A 26,369-nucleotide genomic window follows, 5' to 3' on the forward strand; every position below is an offset into this window, starting at 1 on the left:
GCTGGGGCGGCTCAGATGAGCGCGTCGTGGCCGACGTGGAGCGGGTGAAGCGCCTCCTGCACATGCGCCGCCAGCGCGGCGGCGTGATCGGACAGGCCCTGCAGCGGCGCCGCGTGGGTCGCGTGGTCCGGGACGGTCCCTGCGATGACATCGAGCGCATCGGCCAGCGCCACGGGCAGATGGAGGCCGGACAGGGTGTTCCCCGAATGCGGTCCGTGGCCACCCGACGTCGCCTCCAGCAACCCCGCTGCCCGCGCTTCCAGGGTCGCGAACAGCTGGCCGAGTTCGTCGGACTCGCCGGGGAAAGCCGCCTTCAGCGCCGCGAAGGCATCGGGTGTGGCCACGCTGGCGGACAGGAGCATGGGCGCATTCGCCTCGAAGACCAGGGCGGTGTGGGCGCTGGTCGCACTCTTCTCTGCGTCGGTGACGGTGAAGGTCACGTCCCGCGCGCCGTCCGGAGCGGACGCGGCGGTGGAGCGATAGGAGACCTGCTCGGCGAGCTGGCTTGCCTGCGCATCGGAAATGGCGGCGGAGAAGGTGAAGGCGAGGTCGTGCCCGTTGTGTCCATCGGCCGAGACCGTGCCGACCTGCTTGCCGTCGAGATAGAGCTTCTTGCCGGTGATGCTGAAATGCCCGTCCGACAGATAAAGCTGGTCGGTAGCCGTCGCGCCGGCGAGATGGACCGCGAGCTTGCCGCCTCTGAAGCCGGTCAGATCGGGATTGGCCACATGGACGTCGGCGTCGATGACGACGCCCGCTGCGGCCTGCGAGGCGGAATGGACCGACTGGGCATCGAGGCCGGAGAAGACGGGTGCGTCGTTCTCAGGCTTCAGCTTGAGCAGCATGGTGGCTGAAGTATCCGCACCGGACGAGTTTAAAACTCTATAAGTGACGACGCGACCGAACGCTGAGGGCGTGTCGCTATCGTAGTAATAAGATACCGCTCTCGCCATAGCGGTCATAGCTTCGCCTGTTACGTTCGGCTCAAGAGTGACCGATATGTAGGGACCGCCTGACGTGAGTGTTCCGACCAGCACATCATTATAATAAACAGATCCAAAATCTTGTCCGTAAACGACCTTTATCCCCCCGCCATCTTTAAGGTAGAAATGGTCATTCCCACCAAAATTGGCAACATCGACAAGAAAGTATCCTTGGGTGAAAATATCAGGCGATGTCGCCGTAAACGTCACATTCGAATCCAACACCACCGGACCCGCATTCACCGTGTTCTCGGCCAGCGTCTTGCTCTTATCGAGCCCGCTGAAGCCGGTTTTCGCTTTTGCCGCCATGACCGCAACTCTCCCTGACCAGAGTTGCAATTAGGGGTAGCGAGGGGCGGTGACGGGGTCTAGGCCATGACGCTAGGGCAGGCTGAAGTTGGCGCCCGCAAGCGACCAAAGGGCAACAGTGCCCGGCGGCGGCGCGCGCCGCCAAAGAGCCGCGCGCTCGCAACCCGCGGCAAGTGGCGCGCCGGAACCGGAGCCCCTGCCCTACCAGCGCAGCAGCCGGCTGCCGAGGAGCGCGCCCACCGCCGTCACCACCGCCACCGCGATGCTGTACCAGGCGAGGACGAACAGCGGGGAATCGTCCACGCAATGCAGCGCGTAGAGGGCGGCGCCGATGCCCCCCGCGGCGAGGCCCGCGGCAGCGCCGGCGAGCGTCGGGCGGGTCGGCGCGCCGTGCCGCAGGGCGAGGAGGAGCGCGCCCAGCGCCGGGGCAGCGATCATGGGGATGAGGGTCGTGCAATAGATGGCGTAGCGGCCGACCAGTTCGGGCCGCCACTGGCTCGCGGGCGTCAATAAAAGTTCGGCCGCAACACCGGCCGCGAGCACCAGGGCCGGCACCCACAGCGCCCGCGCGGCCCGCGCCACCGGCGCGCCGGGCTGCGACAGGCGCATCCCCAGCAGCACGGCCGATGCGGCGAGCGAGAGCGTCACGGCGAACTTGAAGACGAGGCGCCAGTCCGTCATGAGGGTCAGCAGGTGCGGGCGCGGCGCCAGGAGCCATGCGAACACGCACGCCGACGCCACGACGCCGACGACGAGCGCCAGCGCCAGCGTGCTCCAAAAGCTGCGCACCGGCCGCGCATCGGCGGCGAGGGCGCGTATGAGGTCATCCGTCTTCACGTTTGTCCTTCACTCCTCCCGCAGGCGGGCCGAAAGGCTCGCAAAGGCCCGGTGCAGCGCCACCCGCACCGCGCCCGGCGTCATCCGCATCCGCTCCGCCGTCTCGGCGACGGAGGCGCCCTCCACCGCCACCGAACGCAGCACCGCCTGCTGCTTCTGCGGCAGCAAAGCGAGGTGGCGCTCCACGTCCGCAGCCCCGGTATCCGGCCGTTCTTCAGGCGCCGGAAGGAACTCGGCGAAGTCCTCCACCGGCACCTCCACCCGCCGTCCGCGCCGGCGTAGATGGTCCACCATCTTGTTGCGGGCGATGGTCCATAGCCAGGGCCCGAGCGGATCCTCCGTGCGCCAGGTGTGGCGCTTCAGATGCACCGCCAGCAGCGTCTCCTGCACCACGTCCTCCGTCTCCGTCGTGGGCGCGCCGAGGCGGACGAGGCGGCGCTGGACCACAATGCGCAGCGCCGGCGCCAGCTCGCGCAGCAATTGCTCATAGGCCGCGCCCTCGCCGGCAAGCGCGCTCCGCATCAATTGCGCCCACCGCAGCTCGCGGTCGTCCATCTACACGTTCCCGAAGGTCAGTTCGCACGCGCCCGCCCGAACGTTACAGCCCGGACCGGCGACGCACGCATTTTTCGCGAGGATCATTCTTCGCCGCGTCCCGCAAGGCAATGGGCGAAGGCGGGGCGCTTGGCCGCGCCGGGGAGTTTGGCCGCTCCCGAACGTCGCCGCGCCATCGGAAATCGTGCAAGGCGCGGTGCGCAAAGCTGGCGGCGATCGGCCCGAAGGCCATCCTTTGCGCACCGCGCCTCATCTACAGGCGGCGCGAAGCCGGGCAATTGCGCCCTGTCGAGGCAGAGCGGCCCCGTCGCTGGCCCGGTCAGCCCACTTGCACCTGCCCCATAGGAATATGCGCAAGCCCCCCTGCACATTTGCGCCCTTCCGCGCACGCTCGCCCACGCCATCATGGACCGGCGAACCCCACCGTCCCGTTGGCAGAAGAGCCCGATGACCGTCCAATATCCCCGCTTCAAGGCCGCCGCCTGCCACGCCTCGTCCGTCTTCCTGGATGCGGACAAGACCGCCGAGAAGGCCTGCGACCTCATCGCCGAGGCCGCCGCCAACGGTGCATCGCTGGTGGTGTTTCCGGAATCCTTCCTGCCCGGCTTTCCGGTGTGGGCGGCGCTGCAGGCGCCCATCTACAATCACGGCTTCTTCCGCGCGCTGGTGGCCGAGGCGCAGAAGCTCTCGGACGGCGCCGTCCGCACCATCCGCATGGCGGCGCGCCGGCACGGCGTCCACGTCTCCCTCGGCTTCACTGAGGGCACGGACGCCAGCGTCGGCTGCATCTGGAATTCCAACGTGCTGATCGGGCCGGACGGCGCGATCCTCAACCACCACAGGAAGCTCGTCCCCACCTTCTACGAGAAGCTGGTGTGGGCGAACGGCGACGCGCGCGGCCTGCGCGTCACGTCCACCGAGATCGGCCGGGTCGGCATGCTGATCTGCGGAGAGAACACCAATCCCCTCGCGCGCTATGCCCTGATGGCGCAGGGGGAGCAGGTGCACATCTCCTCCTATCCGCCGATCTGGCCGACCCGTCCGCCGGAAGAGGATGGTGCCTACGACCTGAAGCGCGCCATCGAGATCCGCGCCGGCGCCCATGCCTTCGAGGCAAAGGTGTTCAACATCGTCGCCTCCGGCTTCGTCGATGCTGCCATGCGCGAGGCCATGGGCAGCATCGGGAAGGCGAGCCTCGACGTGATGGACAATTCCCCCCGCGGCATCTCCATGGTGCTCGATCCCACCTCGCAGGTGGTGGGCGAGGTGCTGGGCGAGCACGAGGGCATCCTCTACGCCGAGATCGACACCGCCCGCTGCGTGGAGCCCAAGCAGTTCCACGACGTGGTGGGCTATTACAACCGCTTCGACGTGTTCCACCTGGAGGTGGATCGCTCCGCCCGGGAGCCGGCCTATTTCTCGGAGGGCGCGGCCATCGCCCGCGCTGCCGAGGACGGGGCGCTCGACCCTTCGGCGGACGTGCTCTTCGCCGACGGCGCGGCCTGAATTTTCCCTCCCACCGGAGCCGGCAACGACCGGCGCCGCACGGCCTCAACAGAACAAACCCTTCCAGAGGATCATCACATGGCAACGGATCGAAAGCTCCCGGCTCGAAAGCTGTTCAATCTTGCGGGTATGGCCCTCGCGGCGCTGTCGCTGGCGACGGCGCCCGCGCTGGCCCGCGACACGGTGAAGATCGCCTTCATCGGCCCGCTCACCGGCGGCAATTCCGCCACGGGCCTCGGCGGCCGCAATTCCGCTGCGCTCGCCGTGGACCTGCACAATGCCAAGCCGGACGCCAAATACACCTACGAGCTGGTGCCCTTCGACGACGAGTGCAAGCCCAACGTGGGCGTGCAGGTGGCCACCAAGGCCGCCTCCGACAAATCCATCATCGCCGGCATCACCCATTATTGCTCGGCGGTGGCCATCGCCACGGTGGACACCTACAACCGCTTCGGCCTGCCGGTGGTGGTGTGGGGCGCGGTGCTGCCGGAAATCACCTACGGCAACGATTACAAGGAAATCCATCGCGTCAACGGCACGATGATCAATGAAGGCAAGATGGCCGCGGAGTTCCTCACCAAGCAGGGCTTCAAGACCTTCGTCGTGATCCACGACACCACGGACTACGGCAAGGGCCAGAACAAGTATTTCGCCGAAAACCTGAAGCCCCAGGGCGGCGAGATCCTCGCCACCTTCCCGGTGCCGCCGGACCAGCAGGACTTCACCGCCGAGCTGACCAAGGTGAAGGAATTGAAGCCGGACGTGGTGTTCATCGGCGGCCTCACCCCGCTCGGCGTGCGCGTGCGCTCGCAGATGGACCGGCTCGGCATTCCGGCGCAGCTCGCCGGCGTCTCCGGCATCATGAGCGCCGGCTTCATCGAGGGCGCCGGCCCCGCCGCCGAGGGCACCGTGTCGTTCCACAACGGCGCGCCGCTGACCAAGTATGCCGACGGCAAGGCCTTCATGGACGCCTATGCCAAGGCGGGTTACCGCGAGGACCCGGACGCCTACGGCCCGTTCGCCTTCTCCGCCGCCAATCTCATCATGGACGCCATCGAGAAGGTCGGCCCGGACCGCAAGAAGGTGCGCGACCTGCTCAACACCACCAAGGGTTACAAGGCGCTGGTGGGCGAGATCAATTTCGACGACCACCGGCAGAACATCGTGTCCGCCAACGTCTATGTCTCACAGGACGGCAAGTGGGTCTACTGGCCCGACAGTGCCTATGCGACGGGCAGCAAGAAGCTGCCGGGCAAGGCAGCGAGCAACTGACGCCCTCCCTGTTCCCCGGACCAGCGACACCGCAGGTGGAGCGCCGATCCGGGGTCCAGGGGAAACGTCGGCGAAGCCGGCAACACCCCGCAATGCGGGGGAATGGAGCCGCCTTCAGCGACGTGTCGTGCTGGGCCACAGCTCTCCTTCCGCTGCGCTTCAGTCGGCCGAGGCGCGAGGGCGGCGCCCCACTCGAAATTACCCCCGGCGCCCTTCTTGCAACGCGCCGGCCTGTGCTCCCCCTTGAGAGACCCGCCATGGATCCCGGACTTCTCGCCCAGTACCTGTTTAACGGGCTGATGCTCGGCACCATCTACGCCATCGTCGCGGTCGGCTTCTCGCTGTTCTTCGGCGTGCTGGACGTAATCAAATTCTCCCACGGCGACGTGGTGAGCGTGGGTGCCTTCTCCGCCTTCGGGGCGGCGGGGCTGATGGCCGGGCTCGTCACTCTCTCCGGGCCGCTGGCGCTGGCGGTGGGGCTCATCGCGGCGCTGGGGGCGGGCGCGCTCTCGGGCGTCATCATCGGCCGGCTTTTGGTGCTTCCGCTGAAGAACGCGCCGGGCGTGAACGTGCTGCTGGCGACGCTGATGGCCGGCACCGTGCTGCGCGAGGCCATCCGCCTCGGCGTGCCCAACGGCGGCAATCCCAAGCCCTTCCCGGCTTTGCTGCCGGACGGGGTGCTGAAGGCGGGATCGTTCAGCGTGGGCGTGGACAGCGTCATCATACTCCTTGCCGGCCTCGCCGTGGTGCTGGCGACCCATCTCATCATCACCCGAACCCGCCTCGGCCTCTCCATCCGCGCGGTGGCGCAGGACGGGGAGGTGGCGCAGCTCGCGGGGGTCAGCTTCAACCGCACCGTGCTCGGCACCTTCGCGCTGGGATCCATGCTCGCCGGCCTCGCGGGGCTGATGCTCGGGCTCTACTATCGGGAGATCAACTTCAACATGGGCGTCATGCTCGGCATCATCGGCTTTGCCTGCGCCGTGGTGGGCGGGCTCGGGAGCCTCGTCGGGCCGATCATCGGCGGCTTCCTGTTCGCGGGCGTGCAGACCCTCGTCACCGTCGTGCTGCCCTTCACCAGCGCCTACAAGGACGTGGTGGCCTTCGCCGTCATCATCGCCCTCATCGGCCTGTTCCCCACCGGCCTCATCGCCGAGAAATCCAGCGAGCGGGTGTGAGATGAGCATGGCAGACCTTGCCCCCTCCCTCTCCGCGCAGACCGAGCGCAGCGGCGGCCTCGCACGCCTCGTCGTCGCCGCCACGGTGGCGCTGCTCTTCGCCGGCGGCGGCTTCCTGCTCCATGCCGAACAGCAAGGCCAGGTGATCGCGCTCCTCACCGCCTTCGTCGCGGTGTTTGCGCTCGCGGAGAAGGTGCCCGCCGGGCGCCGCATCGCCGGCCTGTGCCGCGCCCACCCCGGCACGGTGAACCTCACCGCCGCATTGAGCATCCTCGCCATCGCCGCCGTGCTGCGCGAGGAGCACTACACGCTCCTGATGATGGCCACCGTCGCCCTCTTCGCCACCGCTGCGGCGGGGCTTACCCTGCAGATGGCGTTCGCCGGCGTGCCCAATTTCGCCGGTGCGGCCTTCTTCGCCGTGGGCGCCTATGTGGCGGCGCTGCTGGGGAATTCCGGCATCCCGCACCTTCTCGTGCTGCTCATCGCGGGCCTCGCGGCGGCGGTGCTCGGGCTCGTCCTGCTGCTGCCGGTGCTGCGCACGCGCGGCCATTATGCCGCCCTCGTCACCATCGCCTTCGGCCTGTTGCTGCGCGCCTTCCTGGAGGTGAACGATGTGCTGGGCGGCCCGCAGGGCATGAAGGTGAAGTCCTTCTCGGTGTTCGGCCTGGATTTCAGCCACGTCACCGAGATTGGGCCCTACGACGTCTCGTTCTACCTGCCCTATGCGCTCGCCTCCTGCGCCCTGTTCGCCCTCGCCTTCTTCCTGGTGCGGCGGCTGGAAAATTCGTTCGTGGGCGTCGCGCTCGATGCGGTGCGCTCGGACGAGGTGGCGGCGAGCGTGTTCGGCCTCTCCATCGCCCGCTGGAAGGCCACCGCCTTCCTGCTCGGCAATGGGATGATCGGCGTCGCCGGCGCGCTCTACGGGATGATGAACGGCTTCGTGAATCCCAACAGCGCCAATTTCGGCGACAGCCTCATCATGCTGTCCATCCTGGTGCTGGGCGGGCTCGGCAATCTGTGGGGCGCGGTGGTGGCGGCGGTGGTCATCCTCGTCATTCCGGAGAAACTGCAGGCGATCCAGGAATTCCGCCTCGTCATCTTCGCCCTGCTGGTCATCGCCATCCTGCGCTTCCGCCCCTCCGGCCTCATGCCGCGCGCGGCGCGCGATTTCTCCGCACTGCTGAAGGGAGGCACGCGATGAGTGCCCTGCTCGCCTGCTCCGGCCTCACCATGCGCTTCGGCGGCCTGACCGCGCTGGACGCCCTCGACATCAGCGTGGGGAAGGGCGAGACCATCGGCCTCGTCGGGCCGAACGGCTCGGGGAAGACCACCTTCTTCAACGTGCTCACCGGCCTCTACAAGCCCTCCGCCGGTGCCGTGCGGCTCGCCGAGCAGGACCTTTTCGCCCGCTCGGCGCAAGAGATCGGCCGCGCCGGCGTCGCCCGCACCTTCCAGCGCTCGCGCCTGATGCTGGACCAGACGGTGTTCGACAACATCGCGCTCGGCGCGCTGGGGCGGCTCGACCTCAGCCTCCTCTCCGCCCTCGTACTGCGCGGCCGCTTCCGCCGCCAGCTGTCCGAGCTGGTCGAGCGGGCGACCGCCCTCACCCGCCGCTTCAATCCGCAGATCGCGGCGAACCTGTTCAAGCCGGCCGGCAGCTTCACCATGATCGACCGGCGGCGCATCGAGATCTGCCGCGCCCTCGTCGGCGCGCCGCGCCTGCTGCTGCTGGACGAGCCCTCCGCCGGCATGACCCATGAGGAGACGCGGGCGCTGATGGACGACCTCCTCGCCTTCCGGGAGGAGATGCCCGACCTCGCCATCGTCCTCGTGGAGCACGAGATGGACGTCATCCGCCGCATCTCGGACCGCTGCATCGTGCTGAACTTCGGCAAGAAGATCTTCGAGGGGCCATTCGACGCCCTCATCGCCGATCGCGAGGTGCAGACCGCTTATCTGGGAGGCGCCCAATGAGCCGGCCGCAAACCTCCCGTCCTGAAGCCTCCCGCCGCCTCTCCGTCTCCGGAGTCACCACCGGCTATGACCGGGCGGACGTGCTGCACGATGTCTCCATCGAGGCGAAGCCCGGCCGCATCACCTGCATCCTCGGCGCCAACGGGGCGGGCAAGTCCACCCTCATCCGCTCCATCCTGGGCCTGACGCCGGTGCGGCGGGGATCGGTGGCGTTCGGCGGCGACACCATCACCCATCTCGCCACCCACCGCATCGCCGCGCTCGGTATCGCCACCGTGCCGGAAGGCAACCGCGTGCTCCCGCGCATGACCGTGCTGGAAAACCTCAAGGTGGGCGGCCTTCTGGAAAAGGACCGCCACCGCCTCGCCGCGCGCATGGAGAAGATGTTCGAGACGTTTCCGCGCCTGAAGGAGCGGCGCAACCAGCTCGCCGGCACCCTCTCCGGCGGCGAGCGCTCCATGCTCTCCATCGCCCGCGGGCTGATGACCGACCCGGAGCTGATCGTGTTCGACGAGCCCTCCCTCGGCCTGTCGCCCTTGTTCGTCTCGGAGGTGTTCCGCATCGTGCGGCAGCTGAAGGAGGAGGGCTACACCATCCTCCTCGTGGAGCAGAACGTGCGGCAGACGCTGGATGTGGCGGACGACGGCTATGTGCTGGCCCAGGGCCGCGTCGTCGCCTCGGGCACCAGCGCGGCGCTCGCCGCCGACGGCGAGCTGCACAAGGCCTATTTCGGCGTTCACTGAACAACCAACAACACTTCGGGACGAATCCCCATGGCGATGCCCGTCTATGACCGCGTCCATCCCCTGCGCAAGCCGAAGGGCTTCGAGCCGGTGGTGCAGCGCTGGTCCACCGCCTTTGCCAACAATTGCCGCGCGCTCTGCGTCGCCTTCCATGGCGTGCAGGGGCGGAGCGCGGAGGAGGTGCAGGCCTCGCCCTTCTTCGGCTGGATCGAAAAGACGCTGGCGCTGCCGGACGGCCCCACCGTGAGCGACCATGCCGCCTTCGTGGACCAGAACGGGCTCTATACGCACATCGTCGCCGCCTACTGGCTGGATGAGAGCAAGCGCGACCGCTTCCTCGCCCACCCCACGGTCGCCGGCTGGTGGGACGACGACGACCGCCTCACCGAGCCCACCGGCTATTTCCGCGAGAGCATGACCGTGCCGGTGGAGCGGCAGGAGAGCATCTACTGGCAGGATTATGCCGGCGGCCTCTCCGCCGCGCCGGACGTGGCGCTCTATCCCACCCCGTGGTGCGGCTACTACGGCGCCATGCGCGACCGCATTCCGCTGGCCGCCGCCGACACGCTTGAGAGCCCGGTCGCCGCGCTCGTGCCGGTGGAGCGGGAGACGAAAGGGGCACGTTGGCGCCTCGCCATTCCGCACAATTTCGCGGTCATCCGCTCTGCCGCCTTCTGGGGCCGCTGCGATCCCGAGCAAGCGGACAACTACATGCGCGAGCTGCGCGAGCCGCTGCTCAAGGGCATGGACTTCCTCAAAGAGAACGGCGAAGCCTCCGGCTGCGCGTCCCTGCGCTTCCAGCAAACCTGCGATGCGGCGGGGGTGCCGGTGCTGGAAACCCATGCGCTCGGCTACTTCCTCTCCCTCGGCCATCTGGAAAACTGGGCCGAGCACCACCCCACCCACGAGGCCATCTTCTCCGCCGCCATCGCCCGCTATCGCAAATACGGCAAGGCCAACCAGCTGCGCACCTGGCACGAGGTGTTCGTGCTGCCCGAGGGCGACACGCACCAGTTCGAATATGTGAACTGCGCGCCGGGCACGGGGCTTCTGGGGTTCTTGCCGGGGGAGCGGGTGTAGGGGCGCGTGGGCGGGAAATCCCCTCACCGCGATCCACCTCGACTGCGACGCCTGTCCTTCCTGCCCGTCGTCCTCCGGCTTGACCGGAGGACCCATGGTGGTGATTGGCCCGGTGTTCGCGTGATGGCTCAAGCGGAGGGATGGGCCCTCCGGTCGAGCCGGAGGGCGACGGCTGCTCGGACGCCCCCCAGCCCCTCAGAACTCCGTCAGATAGGCCGCGTCCCGCTGCACCACCTCGGCGAGGTGCTGGAGCACGGCGCGGAAGCGGCCCATGAACTCCAGGTCCTCGTGGACGCTCACATAGATGTCGCGCATCACCACCACCTCGTCGGTGAGGATGGGGATGAGGCGCGGATTGCTCTTGGCCGAGAACAGCGGCAGCAGGCCGATGCCGGCGCCGCGCGCCACCGCATTCTGCTGGGCATGCATGGAGGTGGAGCGGAACGACACCTTCAGCGGCTCCAGCACATCCAGCAGCCAATGCACCGGCTGGATGGCGACGAGGTCCTCCACATAGTCCACGAAGGTGTGGGACGGCAGCTCCGCCCGCGTCCTCGGCATGCCGAAGCGGCGCACATAGTCGGGCGCCGCATAGAGCGCGAGGCGGAAGGCGCCGATCTTGCGCACGGCGAGGCGCTGGCCTTGCGGCGGCACGAAGGAGATGGAGATGTCCGCCTCGCGCTTGGTGAGATTGATGAGGTGGCGCTCGGTGACCAGCTCCACCACCAGCCCCGGCTCCTTCTCCGCCAGTTCGGCGAAGCGCTCGGCGAGGTAGAAGGCGCCGATGCCCTCCATGGAGGCGACGCGCACATGCCCGCGCGGCGCGCTGGGCGCCGCCTGCAAGGTCTCCTCGACCCCCACCGCCTCCTGCTCGATGCGCTCCGCCACCGCGAACAGGCGGTGGCCCGGCTCGGTCAGCACGAAACCGTCGGGCTTGCGGTCGAACAGCTTGAGGGAAAGATCCTTCTCCAGCTCGCTGATGCGGCGGGAGACCGTCGTGTGGTCCACCTTCAGCCGCCGCGCCGCCGGCATCAGCCGGCCCTGCCGGGCCAGTTCGAGGAAGAAGATCAGGTCGTTCCAGTTGAACATGGCTGAAGATCCTCGAGCGGTTGCCCGGTGATAGCAGCAGCGGGCGCGCCGCCCAACCCCGCCCCGGTTGCAGGACCGCGGCACGCGAAGACGCTGGAGCACGCGGAGACACGGGCGCGCGGATCGGATAAGCCTTGCGCCCCACCCTCTTTCGCCACCCGCCGCCCACGGATCGCTCATGCCGGTGAATGACACGCTCGACGCCTTCGTCTCCCATGGCCACTTCGAGCTTGCCCCCACGGGAACGGGGCCGCTCGACGGCCTCACCTTCGCGCTGAAGGACCTGTTCCACGTGGCCGGCGTGCCCACGGCGGCGGGAAGTCCGGCGTGGTTGGCGAGCCACGGGGTGCCGGATGAAACTGCGCCGGTGGTGGACCTGCTGCGCGGCGCCGGCGCGCGCCTCGTGGGCAAAACCCACACGGACGAGATGGCCTGGAGCCTCAACGGCGAAAACCACCATTACGGCACGCCCATCAACCCCGCAGCGCCGGAGCGCATTCCCGGCGGCTCCTCCTCCGGCTCCGCGGCGGCGACGGCGGGCGGGCTGGTGGATTTCGCCATCGGCTCGGACACCGGCGGCTCGGTGCGGCTGCCGGCGAGCTATTGCGGCCTCATCGGCCTGCGGCCGACCCACGGGCGCATCCCCATCGCCGGCGCCGTGCCGCTGGCACCCTCCTACGACACGGTGGGCTGGTTCGCGCGCGATGCACAGACCTTCGAGAAGGTCGGCGCCGTGCTGCTGGGCGATCCCGTGGTGCCCCCCGCGCCGCGTCTGCTGCTGGCCCGCGACCTGTTCGAGGCCGCCGGGCCGAAGGTGTCGGCAGCGCTGGCGCCGGCCCTGGCGCGGATCACGGCGCTTTATGGGGCGGCGGAGGAGGTGGACGTGGCCCATGGCGCCCTGCCCCACTGGCGCAATGCCTTCCGCATCCTGCAATCGGCCGACGCCTGGGCGGCGCACGCCGATTGGGTGCGCGCCACGCAGCCGGACTTCGGCCCCGGGGTGAAGGAGCGCTTCGCCGCCGCCGCCACCCTCGATCCGTCGGAAGTCGCGGAGGCGCGCGCCTTGCGGGTAGAGGTGCGGGCGCGCATCGACGCGCTGCTGGGTGAGGACGGCGTTCTCCTCCTGCCCACCGCGCCCGGCATCGCACCCCTGCGCGGCACACCGCTCGCCGATCTTGAAGCCTTCCGCGCCCGCGCCATCGAGCTTCTGTGCCTGTCCGGCCACGCGGGGACGCCGCAGATCTCGCTGCCGCTGGCAACGCTGGACGGCTGCCCGCTCGGCCTCTCCGCCATGGCGCCGCGCGACAAGGACGAGATGCTGCTCGCCCTCGCCCGCGCGCTTGGCTGAAACGGAACCTAGTTCTTCCGTCCGGCCGGGGCGCCGGCCACGTACTGGATGGCCCGGTGGATCAGTTCGGCGAGATTCGTCGCGCCGAGCTTGGCCTTGAGCTGGGAGCAGGTGTTGGCCACCGTCTTGTAGCTGACGCCCAGTTCGTCGGCGATCTGGCCATAGGCCTTGCCCTCGGCGAGCAGGGCCAGCACCTGCAGCTCGCGCGGGGTGAGATCGGCCATGACGCCGCTGCGTCCGCGGGTGCCCAGCAGGGCCACCTCCAGGGCGAGGTCATGGCTGATGTAGGGCTGGCCGCGCCGCACCTTCTCGAAAGCCTCGATCAGGTCGCTGGGCGACGTGTCCTTGAGGAGATAGCCCGTCGCGCCCGCCTCCAGCGCGCGGCTGGCGATCACCGGGTCCGCGTGCATGGAGAAGACGAGGATGGGCATGCGCGCCGCCTGCGCCCTCAGGCGGCGAACCAGGGCAAGGCCGGCGAGGCCGCTGCCGTTGAGCGCAAGGTCCACGATCACCACGTCGGGCCGCTTGCGCCGGAACAGGCGATAGCCGGCCAGCGCCGTCTGGGCCTCCATCAGGTCGGAGACGCCCGCGTCCTCCAGCAGGTGCCGGCAGCCTTGCAGCACGATGGGATGGTCGTCGATGAGGAGAACGCTGGTCATACCGGATGCCCTGGACCTGAACGCATGCGCCTGCCCTCGGCGGAGACCGAAGACGCAGGGGCAGAATGCCCCAACGGGATGGGAAGCTCCACAAAAAGCCGCGCCCCCCCCTGTGGCGCGCGCTCCAGCCGGCAGGTGCCACCGAGCGCCTGCACCCGCTCCTTCATCCCGGACAGACCGTGCCCCATCACGGGAATGGCGGGCGGCCCCTGACCGTCGTCGGTGACGACGATGCGCAGCAGCGCCCCCGCGCCACCCCGTCCCTCCTCTCCCACGGCGATACGCACCGAACGGGCGTTGCCGTGCTTGAGCGCGTTGGTGACGCCCTCCTGCGCGCAGCGATAGACCGTGGCATCGAACGACGGCTCGTAGTGATCGGCAAGGTGCCCCGCCTCCAGTGCGAATCGCCGCTCGGGATCGTGCTGGCGGAAATCGGCGACGAGGCTGGAGAGCACGTCCTTCAGCGGCACATGATCAAGGGCGGCGGGGCGGATGCGGGTGAGGAGCCGGCGGTTGGCCACCTGCATGCGCGCGACGATCTCGATGAGGCTCTTAGCCCGCGCCACCATGCGCTCGGCATTCTCGGCCGGGGCCGTGGCGGCGAGGCGGGCGAGCGAATCGGCGCTGGCCTTCAGGCCGAACATGAGCGGGCCGAGTTCGTCGTGCAGGTCGCCGGCGATCTGCCGCCGCTCGTCCTCCTGCAGGCTCACGAGGCGGGCGTAAAGGTGAGCATTTTCCTCGCGCGCCGCACCGAGGGTTTCGGCGAAGGCGTTGAAGCGCTCCGCCACCTCGGCGAGTTCGCGGGTGCGGGGCGGCTCCACCCGGCAGGCGAACTCGTTGTGCTCCAACTCGTCGAGCCCGTCGCGAAAGCGGGAGAGATCGCGCCGCACCTGCCCGAGGGCGACGAACAGGGCGGAGAGGATGGCGAAGTTGACGGCCAAGGCGACGCTGGCGAAATCAAATACGTCGTCCCAGACCTCGGCCACTTCGTCGTCGGGGACGCCCTCGATGCGGACCCGGCCGATGAGGGTGCCGTCTGCCACCACGTCGATCCGCCGCGTGACCTGCGACACGCCGATGAGCCGGGCAAACCAGGAGGGCGCAGCCTCCCCGCCCGCGGGCGCGCCGTCGGCGGGCAGCACGGCCGGCCGACCATCGGGCCCCTCGAGGGAGATGCGCACATGGCGCAGGTGGCGCAGATGGGGCGGAAAGGCTGCGGCGAGGGTCGTGCCCGGCTCCGTGGCCACGCGCTCGGCCACCTCGCGGACCATGTTCTCGGCCATCTCGATGGAGGCGACCATCTCGCGCCCCGCCGCCACCCGCGCATTCACCACCACCACCGCGCCCGCTACCACGGCGGCGACCAGATTGATGGCGAGCACGGCGCCGAGCACACGGGTGCGCAGCGAAACCCGGCGCGGCACGGCCGGCGCGGCATCCGCATTTCCCGCGCCCGCGAGGCCCCGCGCAAGCGCGGCGGGGGGGACGCTCATGGGTTCCTCCGTTCGGCGGCGGGCGCGGCAAGCGCGGCGAGCGCGTCCTCGCGGCTCGCGCCCGCGGCCCGCAGATTGAAATAGTGCTGGCAGAGGTCACTATAGCCGATCCGCCGCACCGTGCGACCGACCGTGATGAAGCCCCCGAGCAGCACCTGCGGGCTTTCAACCACGGAGATTTCGCCGAGCATGCGCTCCAGTTGCAGCGTGCGGTTGGCAAGCATGCGGCGGTTCTCGTCGAACAGGGCGTCGGCCTCACTCAAAAGCGTCGCGATCTCCGCCACGGCCTCGGCGGACGGGGGAACTCCGGACGGTCCGGACCGCGTGGCGAGAAAGACCTCGGGCGGGATGTCGTCGCCCACATCCAGCCATTCGCGCGTCGCTCCGCCGCGCACGGCGCCCCCTTTGGCGGCACTCAGGCCCCCCGGCGGAGGCGTGGCCTCCGGCGCCGAAGCTGCGCTGGAGGCAACCGGCCGGCGCTCCTCCTCCTCGCCGCACGACGCCACCGCGAGCGCGCCCGTCGTCGCCAGAAGGCACATCGCGAAAAGCCGGGCGACGGAGAGAGGACGGGGATCAGAGCCATGGCGCATCGGAAAAGCAGTCTCTCCCACGTATTCTGCCGGCTCTGCCGACATCTTCACCACCCGACCATCCGTTTGGGACGCGACGATCTCTGAATATTTTCTCAGAACAAGACGCACCCGGATTCCAACTTGGCGAAAACACACCCCCTATAAAGCACGACACCTCCGCCAACAGAACAAATAATCGAACCCGCACGGGGCTCGGAACGCTGCGGCACCGGTCGACAAACAACATACTTATCAGACACTTATGGAAGTCCGGCAACCGCCTTTGCCAAGTGTTCCCATGATGAATTGCCGAATGATCGGCAGACAAAAGTGCGGATACCGCTTCAACTGAAGCCACACAAGATAAAGAACCATAAGAAATCAATAAGAAAAAATCGGGTTTCTGGTCGCAATCGGAGGACGACCGCCACCCCGGCCATCACCAGCTCTGCTCCACGCAAGGTGCGGTCTCCTGCGTCCCGTCCACGGGGCGAGGCCCACGCCATGTGAGGAAGCGGAGGGGAAGCTTCGGCTCCCGCGCCACTCCCGCCGCCGCCAGGCTGCGGGGGAACGCACGGGTGCGGGAGGGACAAGTCCAACCGAGTGAGGAACCACCCAAGGAAACGCCAAATGACGAGATTGTTTTCCTCCGTCTCCCTCTGTGCCGTGACCCTCGCCCTCGCGGCGGGATCAGCGGCCGTCGCTACGCAGGCACTCGCCAACGACAAGCTCGTCGAAATCGCCAAGAGCGACGAGAACTGGCCGATGACCGGCAAGAATTACGACGCCAACAACTACAGCCCGCAAAAGCAGATCAACAAGGCGAACGTGAAGCAGCTTCGCCCGGCCTGGTCCTTCTCCACCGGCGTGCTGTCCGGCCACGAGGGCACCCCGCTCGTCGTCAACAACGTGATGTACATCCACTCGCCCTATCCGAACACGACGTTCGCGGTGGGCCTGGACGATCCCGGCCACATCCTGTGGCAGCACAAGCCGAAGCAGAACCCCACCGCCCGCGCGGTCGCCTGCTGCGACGTGGTGAACCGCGGCCTCGCCTATTGGCCCGGCGACGGCAAGACCCCGGCGCTCATCCTCAAGACCCAGCTCGACGGCCACATCGTGGCGCTCAACGCCGAAACCGGCGCGGAGTTCTGGAAGCTGGAGAATTCCGACATCAAGGTCGGCTCCACCCTCACCATCGCGCCCTATGTGGTGAAGGACACGGTGCTGGTGGGCTCCTCGGGCGCCGAGCTGGGCGTGCGCGGCTACGTCACCGCCTATGACGTGAAGACCGGCGCGCAGAAGTGGCGGGCCTATGCCACCGGCCCGGACGAGCAGGTGAAGCTCGCCGACGACTTCAACAAGGCCAATCCCCAGTACGGCCAGAAGGGCCTCGGCACCGGCACCTGGGAAGGCGACGCCTGGAAGATCGGCGGCGGCACCAACTGGGGCTGGTACGCCTTCGATCCCTCCACCAACATGATCTACTACGGCTCCGGCAACCCCGCGCCGTGGAACGAGACCATGCGTCCCGGCGACAACAAGTGGACCATGACCATCTGGGGCCGCGACATCGACACGGGCGAGGCGCACTTCGGCTACCAGAAGACCCCGCACGACGAGTGGGACTACGCCGGCGTCAACGTCATGATGCTCTCCGAGCAGAAGGACAAGACCGGCAAGATGCGGAAGCTTCTGACGCATCCGGACCGCAACGGCATCGTCTACACCCTCGACCGCACCGACGGCTCGCTCGTGTCCGCCGACAAGATCGACGATACGGTGAACTGGGTGAAGCAGGTGGACCTGAAGACCGGCCTGCCCCAGCGCGATCCGGAATACGCGACGCGTATGGACCACAAGGGCCGCGACATCTGCCCCTCGGCGATGGGCTACCACAACCAGGGTCACGACAGCTACGACCCTGAACGTCAGTCCTTCTTCATGGGCATCAACCACATCTGCATGGATTGGGAGCCCTTCATGCTCCCCTACCGCGCGGGCCAGTTCTTCGTCGGCGCCACCTTGTGGATGTATCCGGGCCCGAAGGGCAACAAGCAGACCTATGAAGGTCTCGGCCAGGTGAAGGCCTACGACGCCATCAACAACAAGTACAAGTGGGAAGTGATGGAGCGCTTCGCGGCCTGGGGCGGCACGCTCGCCACCGCCGGCGGCGTGATGTTCTACGGAACGCTGGACGGCTTCATCAAGGCCCGCGACAGCGACACCGGCGAGCTGCTGTGGAAGTTCAAGCTGCCATCCGGCGTCATCGGCCATCCCATGACCTACACCCACAAGGGCGTGCAGTACGTCGCCATCTATTACGGCGTCGGCGGCTGGCCGGGCGTGGGCCTGGTGTTCGACCTCAACGATCCCACCGCCGGCCTCGGCTCCGTGGGCGCGTTCAAGCAGTTGCAGAATTACACCCAGATGGGTGGCGGCGTCATGGTGTTCTCGCTCGATGGCAAGGGCCCCTACGACGACCCGAAGGTGGGTGAATACGCTTCCGGCGGCTGACCTCCGACAACCGCCCCTTGCCGGCCGCCGTCCCCCCGGCGGCGGCCGGTTTCTTCTTTCGCCATGAGCCCACCATCGCCGCCTTCATCGCCTGCCGCACGGCCGCGAGAGGATGCGAACCAGACGGAGGCTGAACCGATGACCTGTTCTGCGAGCACACTTGCGCGCCACGCCGCGACATTCGCCACCAGCCATCTCGTTGCCGGAGCCCTTGTCGCCGGCACGCTGGCCCTCTTCGCCGCGCCGGCCCTCGCGCAGACGGCGGAATCCGGCAAGATGTCGCCGCAGACCGCCAACCAGGGCTCGGCCGCACCGGCTCAGGCCGCGACGCCGCCCGATCCCTCGATCCTGCGCGTCTGCGCCTCCGAGGTGGAGGCGCCCTTCTCCCAGAAGGACGCAAAGGGGTTCGAGAACCGCATCGCCGGGGTTCTGGCGCAGGCCATGGGCCGCAAGGCCGTCTTCGTATGGACCTCCAAGCCTGCCATCTACCAGGTGCGCGACCAGCTCGACGCGAAGCTCTGCGACGTGGTGATGGGTGTCGACACCGGCGACGCGCGGGTGCTCAGCTCCAAGTCCTACTACCGCACGTCCTACGTGCTGGTGACCAAGGCCGACCGCAACATCACCGCTGCCGACTGGAACGACCCGCAGGTGAAGGCGCTCAACCGCTTCGTCATCCGCTTCTATTCGCCCGGCGAGACGGTGCTGAAGCGCCTCGGCAAGTATGAGGACAATGCCGCCTACCTCTACAGCCTGGTCAACTTCCGCTCCCCGCGGAACCAGTATGTGCAGGTTCCGGGCGAACGCGTCGTCTCCGAGGTGGCCAATGGCGAGGCCGACATCGCCTTCGCCTTCGCGCCGGAGGTGGCGCGCTATGTGAAGGCCTCACAGGTGCCGCTGCGCATGAACCTTGCCGGCAATTCCGTCACCAAGTTCGACGGCACCGAGCTGCCCCTTCACTACGATCAGTCCGTGGCCGTGCGGCTCGGCGACAACGCCCTTCTCGCCGAGATCGACGCGGCGCTGGTGAAGGCGCGGCCGCAGATCGACGAGATCCTCGCGGACGAGGGCATTCCCCTGCTCAAGCCCAATTCCTGAGCCGGCCGGAAGGTCGCCATTTCATCGGAAGTTCTGGAAGGTCCAATGCACAGCCGTTTTCTGTCGCGGGGCGTCAAGGCCCTCCTCGCCGTCGCTTTCGTGTCCGGCTTCGCCCTTGCCGCGCAGGCCACGCTCAACTTCACCAATACGGTGACGGGCCAGCCGCTTGATCTCTCGGATGCCCCAGCCGAGGGCCGCGATACGGAGGCGGTGAAGAAGTTCCTGGCCACCGGGGTGAACATCTACGTGGAAAACCCCACCTGCCTGCCCAAGGGCAAGGATCTGTTCCTGTCCATGTGCTCGGGCTGCCACGGCCACTACGGTGAGGGCAAGATCGGCCCCGGCCTCAACGACTCTTATTGGACCTACCCGAAGAACATGACCGATCAGGGCCTGTTCGAGACCATCTTCGGCGGCGCGCAGGGGCAGATGGGACCCATGTACGGGGCGCTCAACCTCGACGAAATGCTGCTGGTGATGGCCTGGGTGCGCCACATCTACAAGGACGATCCCAACGACGCGGTGTGGCTGACTCCGGCGCAGCGCGCGGCCTTCAAGCGCTTCGACGACAAGGAAGACAAGACGCCGGAGCTCGACAAGGCCCCGGTGTGCAAGGCGACGGCCGCGACCGCGGCCGGAAGCAAGTGAGAAGGCAAGTAAGAAGGGAGGACACCAGATGACGCATAAGGTTCGCATGTCCGTGCTCGCCGCCGCCGCGTTCGCGGTCACGGCCCTGGCCGCCGGCGGTGCCGCCGCCTATGACGGCACCAATTGCAAGGCGCCCGGCAATTGCTGGGAACCCAAGCCCGGCTATCCCGACAAGGTCGCCGGCAGCAAGTACGATCCCAAGCACAACCCGGCTGAGCTGGCGAAGCAGGGCGAATCCATCACCCAGATGGAAGCGCGCAACAAGAAGCGCGTCGAGTATTTCCAGAAGACCGGCCAGTTCGTCTACGACGTGAGCAAGATCCCGTCCAACTGACGCGGCCTTTCCCGACCCCCACCAGCAAGGCGGAGCCTTTCCGCGAAGCCGGGCAATCCTCCGATGGATGGTGGGCAACTGGCGCAGCCGCTCGGGTCTGAGCGGGATCACCCTTCCCGCCCCCGTCGGCTGCGCCTTTCTTGCCGCACAGGCCCCCTCACCGCGGCCCGAAGGGACACCCCATGCACGCCATCGCCGACACGGAGGGCGCGCTCGCCCAGTGGCGCGCCCGGGCTCTCGAATTCGAGCGGGCGGTCGGGCGCATCGTGCTCGGTCAGGAGCGGGTCATCCGGCTCCTGACCATTGCGGTGTTCGCCCGCGGCCACGTGCTGCTGGAGGGCGACGTGGGCGTCGGCAAGACCACGCTGCTGCGCGCCCTCGCCCGCGCCATCGGCGGCGCCTACGAGCGGGTGGAAGGCACCATCGACCTCATGCCGGCGGATCTCGTCTACGACGCACGCATCGGCGACGACGGCCGCCCGCGGATCGATCCCGGCCCGCTGCTGCGCCGGGGGCCGGACCTCGCGGTCTTCTTCTTCAACGAGATCAACCGCGCGCGGCCGCAGGTCCACGCCATGCTGCTGCGGCTGATGGCCGAGCGCACCGTCTCCGCCTTCGGGCGCGAGTACGTCTTTCCCTTCCTCCAGGTGTTCGCCGACCGCAACCGCGTGGAACGGGAGGAGACGTTCGAGCTTCCGGCCGCCGCCCGCGATCGCTTCTTCATGGAAGTGCAGGTGAAGACACCGGAGGATTTCGCGGCCCGCCGCGCCCTGGTGTTCGACCCGCGCTTCCACGACACCGACCTTTTGATCTCGGAGGTGCCGGAGGCGGTCATCGACCATCGCAGCCTTCATCAGGTCGCCCGCGAGATCCAGAACGCCATTCCCGCCAGCGACGCCATCGTCGCCTATACGGTCGCGCTGTGGGAGGCGATCCGCACGCCCGAGAGAGCCGGCATCACGCTTCCCGGCGTGCGCATGGATCGCCTGGTGCAGGGCGGGGCCAGCCCGCGCGGCATGTCCTATCTCATCCGCGCCGCGCGGGTGCGCGCCTGGCTGGAAGGCCGAACCATGATCGTGCCGGAAGACCTGCGCGCGGTCTTCCCGGAGGTGATGGCCCATCGCATCTTCTTCGATCCGGTCTATGAGATGCGCCGCGAGGAAATCGCCGCCGACCTCTGCCGCGCCGCCTTCGCCACGGTGCCCGCGCCATGAGCCGCCTCACCGGAGAAGCCGACGACGATCACGGCGGCAAGGTGCTGCCCTATCGGCTGCGCTGGCGCCCGCGCGGGGTGCGTCCCGGTGCCCATCCGGGACAGGGCGATGGCGGTGACGGCACCTTTCGTGCCCTCGTTCCCCTGGTCGCCCGGCCCGATCCGCGCCGCATCGACCTGCGCGCCTCGCTCCGCGACCCGTTCGAGGGCGTTCATGTACGCACCTTCGCACCACGCCGCGCCACCACCGTCGCCGTGCTGACAGACCTGTCCGGCTCCATGGGCTTCGACGGCACGGGCGCGGAGGTGGCGCACCTCGCGGCCACGCTCGCCGCCTCTGCCGCTGCCACGGGGGATGAATTCACGCTGCTGGGCGCCGGCGGGGATCTGCGCGAGGACGCGTTCATTCCCGCCACGCGGCGCCGCGGGCTCGTCGCGCAGGTGTCTGCGACCGTCTCCGCCGCGACACCCTTGGGAAAGAGCGCGCAGGGTCTTGCGGCGGCGGCCGAGCGCCTGCCGCGCCGCCGCTGCCTGGTCTTTCTTGTCTCGGATTTCCTCATGCCCGAGGCCGACCTCGACGGGCTGCTCGACGGCCTGTGGCGGCACGATGTGGTGCCCGTGGTGGTGCGCGACAGCCGCGCGGAGGGCGACGTGCCGGCCTGGGGCCTGATGGAGGTCGCCGATTCCGAGACGGGCGCACGACGGCTCGTGTTCATGCGGCCGGGCCTGAGGGCACGTTGGCAGGCGGCGGCACAGGCCAGGATCGCGGCTCTTGAGGCGCGCTTCGCCGCTCGCGGACACACGCCCTTCCACCTCGTGGACCGGTTCGATGCCGATGCGCTGGTCGCCTTCCTTGCCCGCCGCTAGGCCGTGGCGGCGTGCGGCCCTCGCGCTCGCCGGCGGGCTGCTCGTGGCGCTGCCCGCCCGCGCGGCGGGGGTGGACCTCTATGCGCCGCGCGCCTTCGGCTATCTCATCGGCGACACCCTCACCCTGGAGGCGGTCGTGACCCTCGATGCGGGGTGGCGCCTCGACGAAAGTTCCCTGCCCCGGCCACGTCCCGTCACCTACTGGCTCGATCTGAAACGCCTCGACGTGAAGCCCGGGACCGCGCCAGACGGCGCCCCGCGCTATCGCCTCACCCTCACCTACCAGACCTTCTATTCCCCGCTGGAGCCCCGCGCGCTCGATATTCCCGCCGTGCCGCTGGCCGCCCGCAACGGCGATGCGCGGCAGACCCTGACCATCCCCGCCTGGACCTTCGTCTCCTCGCCATTGCGCGAGCTGGTCGCCAGCCAGCGGGGCAATCCCATGGCGCTGCAGCCGGATATCCGCCCGCGCCCCTATCCCCTCGCGGGAGACGCACGGCTCGCCGCAGCGGCGGCGGCCGTTGCGGCGGCCAGCCTCCTCGCCTTCGCGGCGGCCTCGGGCTGGGGACCGTTCGCCGGCCGGCGCCGCCCCTTCGCGCTCGCCTTGCGCCACATGCGCCGGCTACCCGACCTCGACGCGCCGCTCGGCTATGAGGATGCCCTGCAACTCCTCCACCGCGCTTTCGACGATGCCGCCGGACAACGGCTTTTCGGCGAGGACGTGCCCGCCTTCCTCGCAGAGAGGCCCGCGTTGGCGGGCGAGGCCGAGGCGATTCAGAACCTCTTCACCGCGTCCCGTATCGCCTTCTTCGGCGATGCCCCGGAAAAGGCGATGGCCCTGGTGCCGCCCCATGCCCTGCTCGACCTTGCCCGGCGGCTCGCCGCCGTGGAGCGGCGGGGCGGCATGCGACAGGAGGGAACGCGACAGGACGGAACGCGCAGGGAGGCCGCGTGATGTTCGGCCTCGAGGTGGACCATGCCGCGCTCCTGTTCCTGCTCGCCCTCGCCCTGCTGCCGCTCGCCGCATTGCCCCTGCGCGGCGTCGTGCTGCCGGCGGTGGCTCTGGTGCCGCGCGACGGGCTGTCGATTGCCGTGTCCCTCGGTATCCGCCTCATCGGTGCGTTTGCCATCGCCGCCCTCGTGCTCGGCCTCGCCGGGCTGCACCTGAAGGCGCGGGAGGTCGAGCGCATCGGCTCGGGCGCCAATCTGATGCTGCTCATCGACCGCTCTGCCAGCATGGACAACACCTTCGCCGATCGCGCACCGGGCGCCGGGGAGGAATCGAAATCCGCCGCGGCGAAGCGCCTGCTCACCGAATTCCTCGGCCGCCGCCCGCGGGACCGCATCGGCATTGCCGCCTTCTCCACCTCGCCCATCCCGGTGCTGCCGCTGACCGACCACCACGATGCGGTGGCCGCGGCGGTGGCGGCCATCGATCGGCCGGGCCTCGCCCTGACCGACGTGGGTCGGGGCCTTGCCCTCGCCCTCGACAGCTTCGACGCATCAGCCGCGTCCGGCGGCTCGCGCGCCGTGCTGCTGGTGTCGGACGGTGCCGCCGTCATCGACCCCCGGGTGCAGGCGGCGCTGCGGGATTCCCTGAAGCGCGCGCCGGTGCGGCTCTATTGGCTGTTCCTGCGCACCGTCGGCTCCCTCGGGATCTTCGACAAGCCCCGCGTGCCCGGCGAGGACACGCCGCAGGCCATGCCCGAGCGGCACCTCAACCTTTTCCTCGCCAGCCTCGGCGTGCCCTACCGCGCCTTCGAGGCCGGCAGCCCCGAGGCCGTCGCCGACGCCATCGCCGAGATCGACCGGCAGGAGAGCCAGCCCATTCCTTATCTGGAACGCATCCCGCGCCGAGATCTGGCGCGCCTGTGCTACGCCGTCGCCGCCGCCGCGTGCGCGCTGCTTCTCGCTGCCCGGCTCGGCGAGCGCGGCCTCGGGAGCCGGCGGAGCGCCACATCTGCCGCTGCAGGCATCGACACGCGGAGCGCGGCATGAGGCAGCGCTTGTCACCCATCAGGCACCGCCGCCTCGCCGCGCTGGCCGCCGTCACGGTGCTGGCCGGCGCGCTGGTCGTAATCGCCGTCACCGGCATCCGCATGGCCCTGAACGCCGCCGCCAACCGCACCATCGCCGCCCTCGCCACCGGACGCGACGTGCCGGTCGAACTCAACGCGCCGGACCGCGTGCTCCTCGCCCGGGCGCATTTCCTGATGATCCGCGACCGGCTTGACGAGGCGCAGCCACTGGTGGACCGGCTCGCGGCGGACCGCAGCCCGTTTGCGGTGGCCGGCCTCTACGACCTCGCCAACGCCCGTCTCGCCATCGCCATCTCGTTTCTGGAGAAGACCGAGATCGACCCCGCTGTACCGCAGGTGCGCCTCGCCAAGGCCGGCTATCGCGCGGCGCTGGCGCGCGCGCCGGATTTCTGGGACGCCAAATACAATCTCGACATCGCCATGCGCCTGGTGCGCGATTTCCCCCAGATCGAGCAGGAGCAGCAGGACGAGGCGCAGGAGACGCCGAAGCGCCTGTGGACCGACCTTCCCGGCCTGCCCAAGGGCCTGCCCTGATGCGGCGCCCGGACGCGCGCACCCTCGCCCTCGCCACGGCGTTCCTCCTGGCGCTCGCGGCCATCATCGCGCCGCGGCATCAACGGCCGTCCGACGCCTACCGGCTGCTGGCGGTCGTGGACATCACCGGTTCCATGAACGTGCGCGACTACAGCTTCGAGGGCCGCCCGGCCTCGCGGCTCGACACGGTGAAGCGGACCCTGAGCGCTCTCGCGGCCCGGCTGCCGTGCGGCTCGCGCATGGGGCTCGGCATCTTCACCGAACGGCGCACCTATCTGCTGTTCGAGCCGGTGGAGGTCTGCACCGACTTCGCCCCCCTCGACGGCGCCATCGGCGCGCTCGACTGGCGGATGGCATGGGAGGGCGACAGCTACATCTATGCCGGCCTCTCTTCCGCCATCGACCTCGCCGGACCGCTCGACGCCGATCTTCTCTTCTTCACCGACGGGCAGGAGGCGCCGCCGCTGCCGACCTCGGGTGCGCCTGCCTTTGCCGGCGAGCCGGGCAAGGTGCGCGGGCTGATCGTCGGCGTCGGCGGCACCGAGCCGGCGCCGATCCCCAAGTTCGACAGGGACGGGCGGGAAATCGGCTTCTACGCCATGACCGACGTGCCGCAGGAAAACCGCCACGGCCTGCCGCCCTCCGGCTCCGAGCAGCGCGAAGGCTGGCACCCGCGCAACGCCCCGTGGGGCGCGGAGGAGGCGACGGGGCAGGAACATCTCAGCGCGGTCCGCACCGACCACCTGAAGGACCTGGCCCATGCAACGGGCCTCGCCTACGCACCGCTCGCGGACGCCGCCGCCCTCGCCGCCGAAGTCAGGGCGTCGGCCCGGCCACGTCCGGTCGCAGGCACGATGGACACCGCCCCGCTGCCGGCCGCCCTCGCCTTGCTGCTGCTTGCCGCGCTCTACCTCGCCCAGGCCTGGGACCGGCGCCCCGATTTTCTGCGTAACCGAAGGATTTCCGCGTCATGATCTTTGCCCGCCTCTTCCGCCGCGCTGTGCTGCCCGCCCTCGGCCTCCTCCTTGCGCTTGCCGCGCCCGCGCAGGCCCACGGGCCGACGCCGCAGAAGGCGGAGGCCAAGGCCACCGTGGCGGCGACGCCCGACGCCGTGTGGAAGATCGCGGGCGATTTCGCCGGCATCGGCGCCTGGCATCCCATGGTGAAGGCGGTGAAGGCCAAGGGCGGCAACGCGGCCGGCGCGGAGCGCGTGCTGGTGTTGGAGAAGGGCGAGATCACCGACGGCCTCGATGATGTCGATGCGGCCCAGCGCAGCCTCTCCTGGCGGCTCAACACCGAGAATGTGGAGGCGCTGCCGGTGAGCTTCTACACTATCACCCTCAGCGTGAACGACGCCGGCGGAGGCAAGAGCGAGGTGGTGATGGCCGGCCGCTTCTATCGCGGCGACACGTCCAATTACCCGCCCGACGAACTGAATGACGAGGCCGCCGTGGCCGCCATGACGGCCTTCTTCGAGGCCGGCGTCAACGGGCTCAAGACCAAGGCCGAGGGGAAGTGAGG

Annotated in this window: 26 protein-coding genes; 19 read left to right on the forward strand and 7 right to left on the reverse strand. The window is 68.9% G+C overall.

Translation table 11 applies throughout. The features are described 5' to 3' along the window. Positions 1-11 precede the first annotated feature (11 nt). The 3 genes from ACT535_RS06120 to ACT535_RS06130 form a co-directional block, all read right to left on the reverse strand. Entirely contained in the window at positions 12-1,292 is a 1,281-nt protein-coding gene (locus tag ACT535_RS06120) for a hypothetical protein (RefSeq protein WP_476363688.1), read from the reverse strand. Positions 1,293-1,493: 201 nt separating this feature from the next. Then, positions 1,494-2,129 carry an NrsF family protein gene (locus ACT535_RS06125; protein ID WP_476363689.1) on the reverse strand — a complete coding sequence of 212 codons (636 nt, stop codon included), beginning with the start codon at positions 2,127-2,129 and terminating at the stop codon, positions 1,494-1,496. A gap of 9 nt (positions 2,130-2,138) precedes the next feature. Beyond that, positions 2,139-2,684, reverse strand: a complete 546-nt coding sequence (locus ACT535_RS06130; protein WP_476363690.1) for a sigma-70 family RNA polymerase sigma factor — start codon at positions 2,682-2,684, stop codon at positions 2,139-2,141. Between the two features lie 447 nt (positions 2,685-3,131). Here ACT535_RS06130 and ACT535_RS06135 point away from each other — a divergent pair, with 447 nt between their 5' ends. The 7 genes from ACT535_RS06135 to ACT535_RS06165 all read left to right on the forward strand — a co-directional run bounded on the left by ACT535_RS06135 (position 3,132) and on the right by ACT535_RS06165 (position 10,437). Beyond that, positions 3,132-4,190, forward strand: coding sequence for a carbon-nitrogen hydrolase family protein (locus ACT535_RS06135; RefSeq protein WP_476363691.1), 1,059 nt, complete (start codon positions 3,132-3,134; stop codon positions 4,188-4,190). A 78-nt stretch (positions 4,191-4,268) separates the two neighbouring features. Then, positions 4,269-5,462 (forward strand): branched-chain amino acid ABC transporter substrate-binding protein, encoded by a 1,194-nt coding sequence (locus ACT535_RS06140; protein ID WP_168460859.1) that lies wholly within the window; start codon positions 4,269-4,271, stop codon positions 5,460-5,462. Positions 5,463-5,719: 257 nt separating this feature from the next. Next, positions 5,720-6,640: a branched-chain amino acid ABC transporter permease gene (locus ACT535_RS06145; RefSeq protein ID WP_476363692.1), complete on the forward strand. Its 921-nt coding sequence runs from the start codon at positions 5,720-5,722 to the stop codon at positions 6,638-6,640. A gap of 7 nt (positions 6,641-6,647) precedes the next feature. After that, entirely contained in the window at positions 6,648-7,841 is a 1,194-nt protein-coding gene (locus ACT535_RS06150; RefSeq protein WP_168460863.1) for a branched-chain amino acid ABC transporter permease, read from the forward strand. Then, a complete protein-coding gene (locus tag ACT535_RS06155) occupies positions 7,838-8,614 on the forward strand; it encodes an ATP-binding cassette domain-containing protein (RefSeq protein WP_168460868.1) in 777 nt (258 codons plus the stop codon). The genes ACT535_RS06150 and ACT535_RS06155 overlap by 4 nt, the downstream gene beginning before the upstream one ends. Continuing rightward, on the forward strand, positions 8,611-9,357 hold the full coding sequence (locus tag ACT535_RS06160) for an ABC transporter ATP-binding protein (protein WP_476363693.1): 747 nt from the start codon (positions 8,611-8,613) through the stop codon (positions 9,355-9,357). Before ACT535_RS06155 ends, ACT535_RS06160 begins: the two co-directional genes overlap by 4 nt. A 30-nt stretch (positions 9,358-9,387) precedes the next feature. After that, a complete protein-coding gene (locus tag ACT535_RS06165) occupies positions 9,388-10,437 on the forward strand; it encodes a phenylacetaldoxime dehydratase family protein (RefSeq protein ID WP_476363694.1) in 1,050 nt (349 codons plus the stop codon). 195 nt (positions 10,438-10,632) lie between these two features. Here the strand turns inward: ACT535_RS06165 and ACT535_RS06170 are convergent, their stop codons facing one another. Then, entirely contained in the window at positions 10,633-11,526 is an 894-nt protein-coding gene (locus tag ACT535_RS06170; RefSeq protein WP_168460877.1) for a LysR family transcriptional regulator, read from the reverse strand. 178 nt (positions 11,527-11,704) lie between these two features. On the opposite strand from ACT535_RS06170, the gene ACT535_RS06175 reads away from it, so the two are divergent. Then, on the forward strand, positions 11,705-12,874 hold the full coding sequence (locus ACT535_RS06175; RefSeq protein WP_476363695.1) for an amidase: 1,170 nt from the start codon (positions 11,705-11,707) through the stop codon (positions 12,872-12,874). 8 nt (positions 12,875-12,882) lie between these two features. Here ACT535_RS06175 and ACT535_RS06180 read toward each other — a convergent pair whose 3' ends face one another. Genes ACT535_RS06180 through ACT535_RS06190 form a run of 3 tightly spaced genes read right to left on the reverse strand, consistent with a single transcriptional unit; the run spans position 12,883 to position 15,727 of the window. Next, positions 12,883-13,533, reverse strand: a complete 651-nt coding sequence (locus ACT535_RS06180) for a response regulator transcription factor (RefSeq protein WP_168460881.1) — start codon at positions 13,531-13,533, stop codon at positions 12,883-12,885. Continuing rightward, positions 13,530-15,026 (reverse strand): ATP-binding protein, encoded by a 1,497-nt coding sequence (locus ACT535_RS06185; RefSeq protein ID WP_476363696.1) that lies wholly within the window; start codon positions 15,024-15,026, stop codon positions 13,530-13,532. Before ACT535_RS06185 ends, ACT535_RS06180 begins: the two co-directional genes overlap by 4 nt. Then, complete coding sequence (locus ACT535_RS06190; protein ID WP_476363697.1) at positions 15,023-15,727, reverse strand: hypothetical protein; 705 nt, start codon at positions 15,725-15,727, stop codon at positions 15,023-15,025. The genes ACT535_RS06185 and ACT535_RS06190 overlap by 4 nt, the downstream gene beginning before the upstream one ends. Before the next feature lie 501 nt (positions 15,728-16,228). On the opposite strand from ACT535_RS06190, the gene ACT535_RS06195 reads away from it, so the two are divergent. The 11 genes from ACT535_RS06195 to ACT535_RS06245 all read left to right on the forward strand — a co-directional run bounded on the left by ACT535_RS06195 (position 16,229) and on the right by ACT535_RS06245 (position 26,367). Next, positions 16,229-18,115: a methanol/ethanol family PQQ-dependent dehydrogenase gene (locus ACT535_RS06195; RefSeq protein WP_168460887.1), complete on the forward strand. Its 1,887-nt coding sequence runs from the start codon at positions 16,229-16,231 to the stop codon at positions 18,113-18,115. Between the two features lie 138 nt (positions 18,116-18,253). After that, on the forward strand, positions 18,254-19,213 hold the full coding sequence (moxJ, locus tag ACT535_RS06200) for a methanol oxidation system protein MoxJ (protein ID WP_476363698.1): 960 nt from the start codon (positions 18,254-18,256) through the stop codon (positions 19,211-19,213). A gap of 45 nt (positions 19,214-19,258) precedes the next feature. Next, positions 19,259-19,861 (forward strand): cytochrome c(L), periplasmic, encoded by a 603-nt coding sequence (moxG, locus tag ACT535_RS06205; protein WP_168460889.1) that lies wholly within the window; start codon positions 19,259-19,261, stop codon positions 19,859-19,861. Between the two features lie 46 nt (positions 19,862-19,907). Beyond that, the gene (locus ACT535_RS06210; protein ID WP_168461221.1) at positions 19,908-20,195 is read left to right on the forward strand and encodes a methanol dehydrogenase [cytochrome c] subunit; all 288 of its coding nucleotides are present in this window, start codon (positions 19,908-19,910) and stop codon (positions 20,193-20,195) included. 182 nt (positions 20,196-20,377) lie between these two features. Further along, the gene (locus tag ACT535_RS06215) at positions 20,378-21,409 is read left to right on the forward strand and encodes an AAA family ATPase (protein ID WP_476363699.1); all 1,032 of its coding nucleotides are present in this window, start codon (positions 20,378-20,380) and stop codon (positions 21,407-21,409) included. After that, complete coding sequence (locus ACT535_RS06220) at positions 21,406-22,275, forward strand: DUF58 domain-containing protein (RefSeq protein WP_476363700.1); 870 nt, start codon at positions 21,406-21,408, stop codon at positions 22,273-22,275. Before ACT535_RS06215 ends, ACT535_RS06220 begins: the two co-directional genes overlap by 4 nt. After that, positions 22,262-23,230: a nonribosomal peptide synthetase MxaA gene (locus ACT535_RS06225; protein WP_476363701.1), complete on the forward strand. Its 969-nt coding sequence runs from the start codon at positions 22,262-22,264 to the stop codon at positions 23,228-23,230. Before ACT535_RS06220 ends, ACT535_RS06225 begins: the two co-directional genes overlap by 14 nt. Then, positions 23,230-24,273, forward strand: a complete 1,044-nt coding sequence (locus tag ACT535_RS06230; RefSeq protein WP_476363702.1) for a vWA domain-containing protein — start codon at positions 23,230-23,232, stop codon at positions 24,271-24,273. Before ACT535_RS06225 ends, ACT535_RS06230 begins: the two co-directional genes overlap by 1 nt. After that, positions 24,270-24,848, forward strand: coding sequence for a hypothetical protein (locus tag ACT535_RS06235; RefSeq protein WP_476363703.1), 579 nt, complete (start codon positions 24,270-24,272; stop codon positions 24,846-24,848). Before ACT535_RS06230 ends, ACT535_RS06235 begins: the two co-directional genes overlap by 4 nt. After that, entirely contained in the window at positions 24,848-25,822 is a 975-nt protein-coding gene (locus ACT535_RS06240) for a vWA domain-containing protein (RefSeq protein WP_476363704.1), read from the forward strand. The genes ACT535_RS06235 and ACT535_RS06240 overlap by 1 nt, the downstream gene beginning before the upstream one ends. After that, positions 25,819-26,367, forward strand: a complete 549-nt coding sequence (locus ACT535_RS06245; RefSeq protein ID WP_476363705.1) for an SRPBCC family protein — start codon at positions 25,819-25,821, stop codon at positions 26,365-26,367. Before ACT535_RS06240 ends, ACT535_RS06245 begins: the two co-directional genes overlap by 4 nt. The last annotated feature ends 2 nt before the right edge of the window (positions 26,368-26,369 follow it).

The organism is Xanthobacter sp. DMC12 (assembly GCF_056314105.1).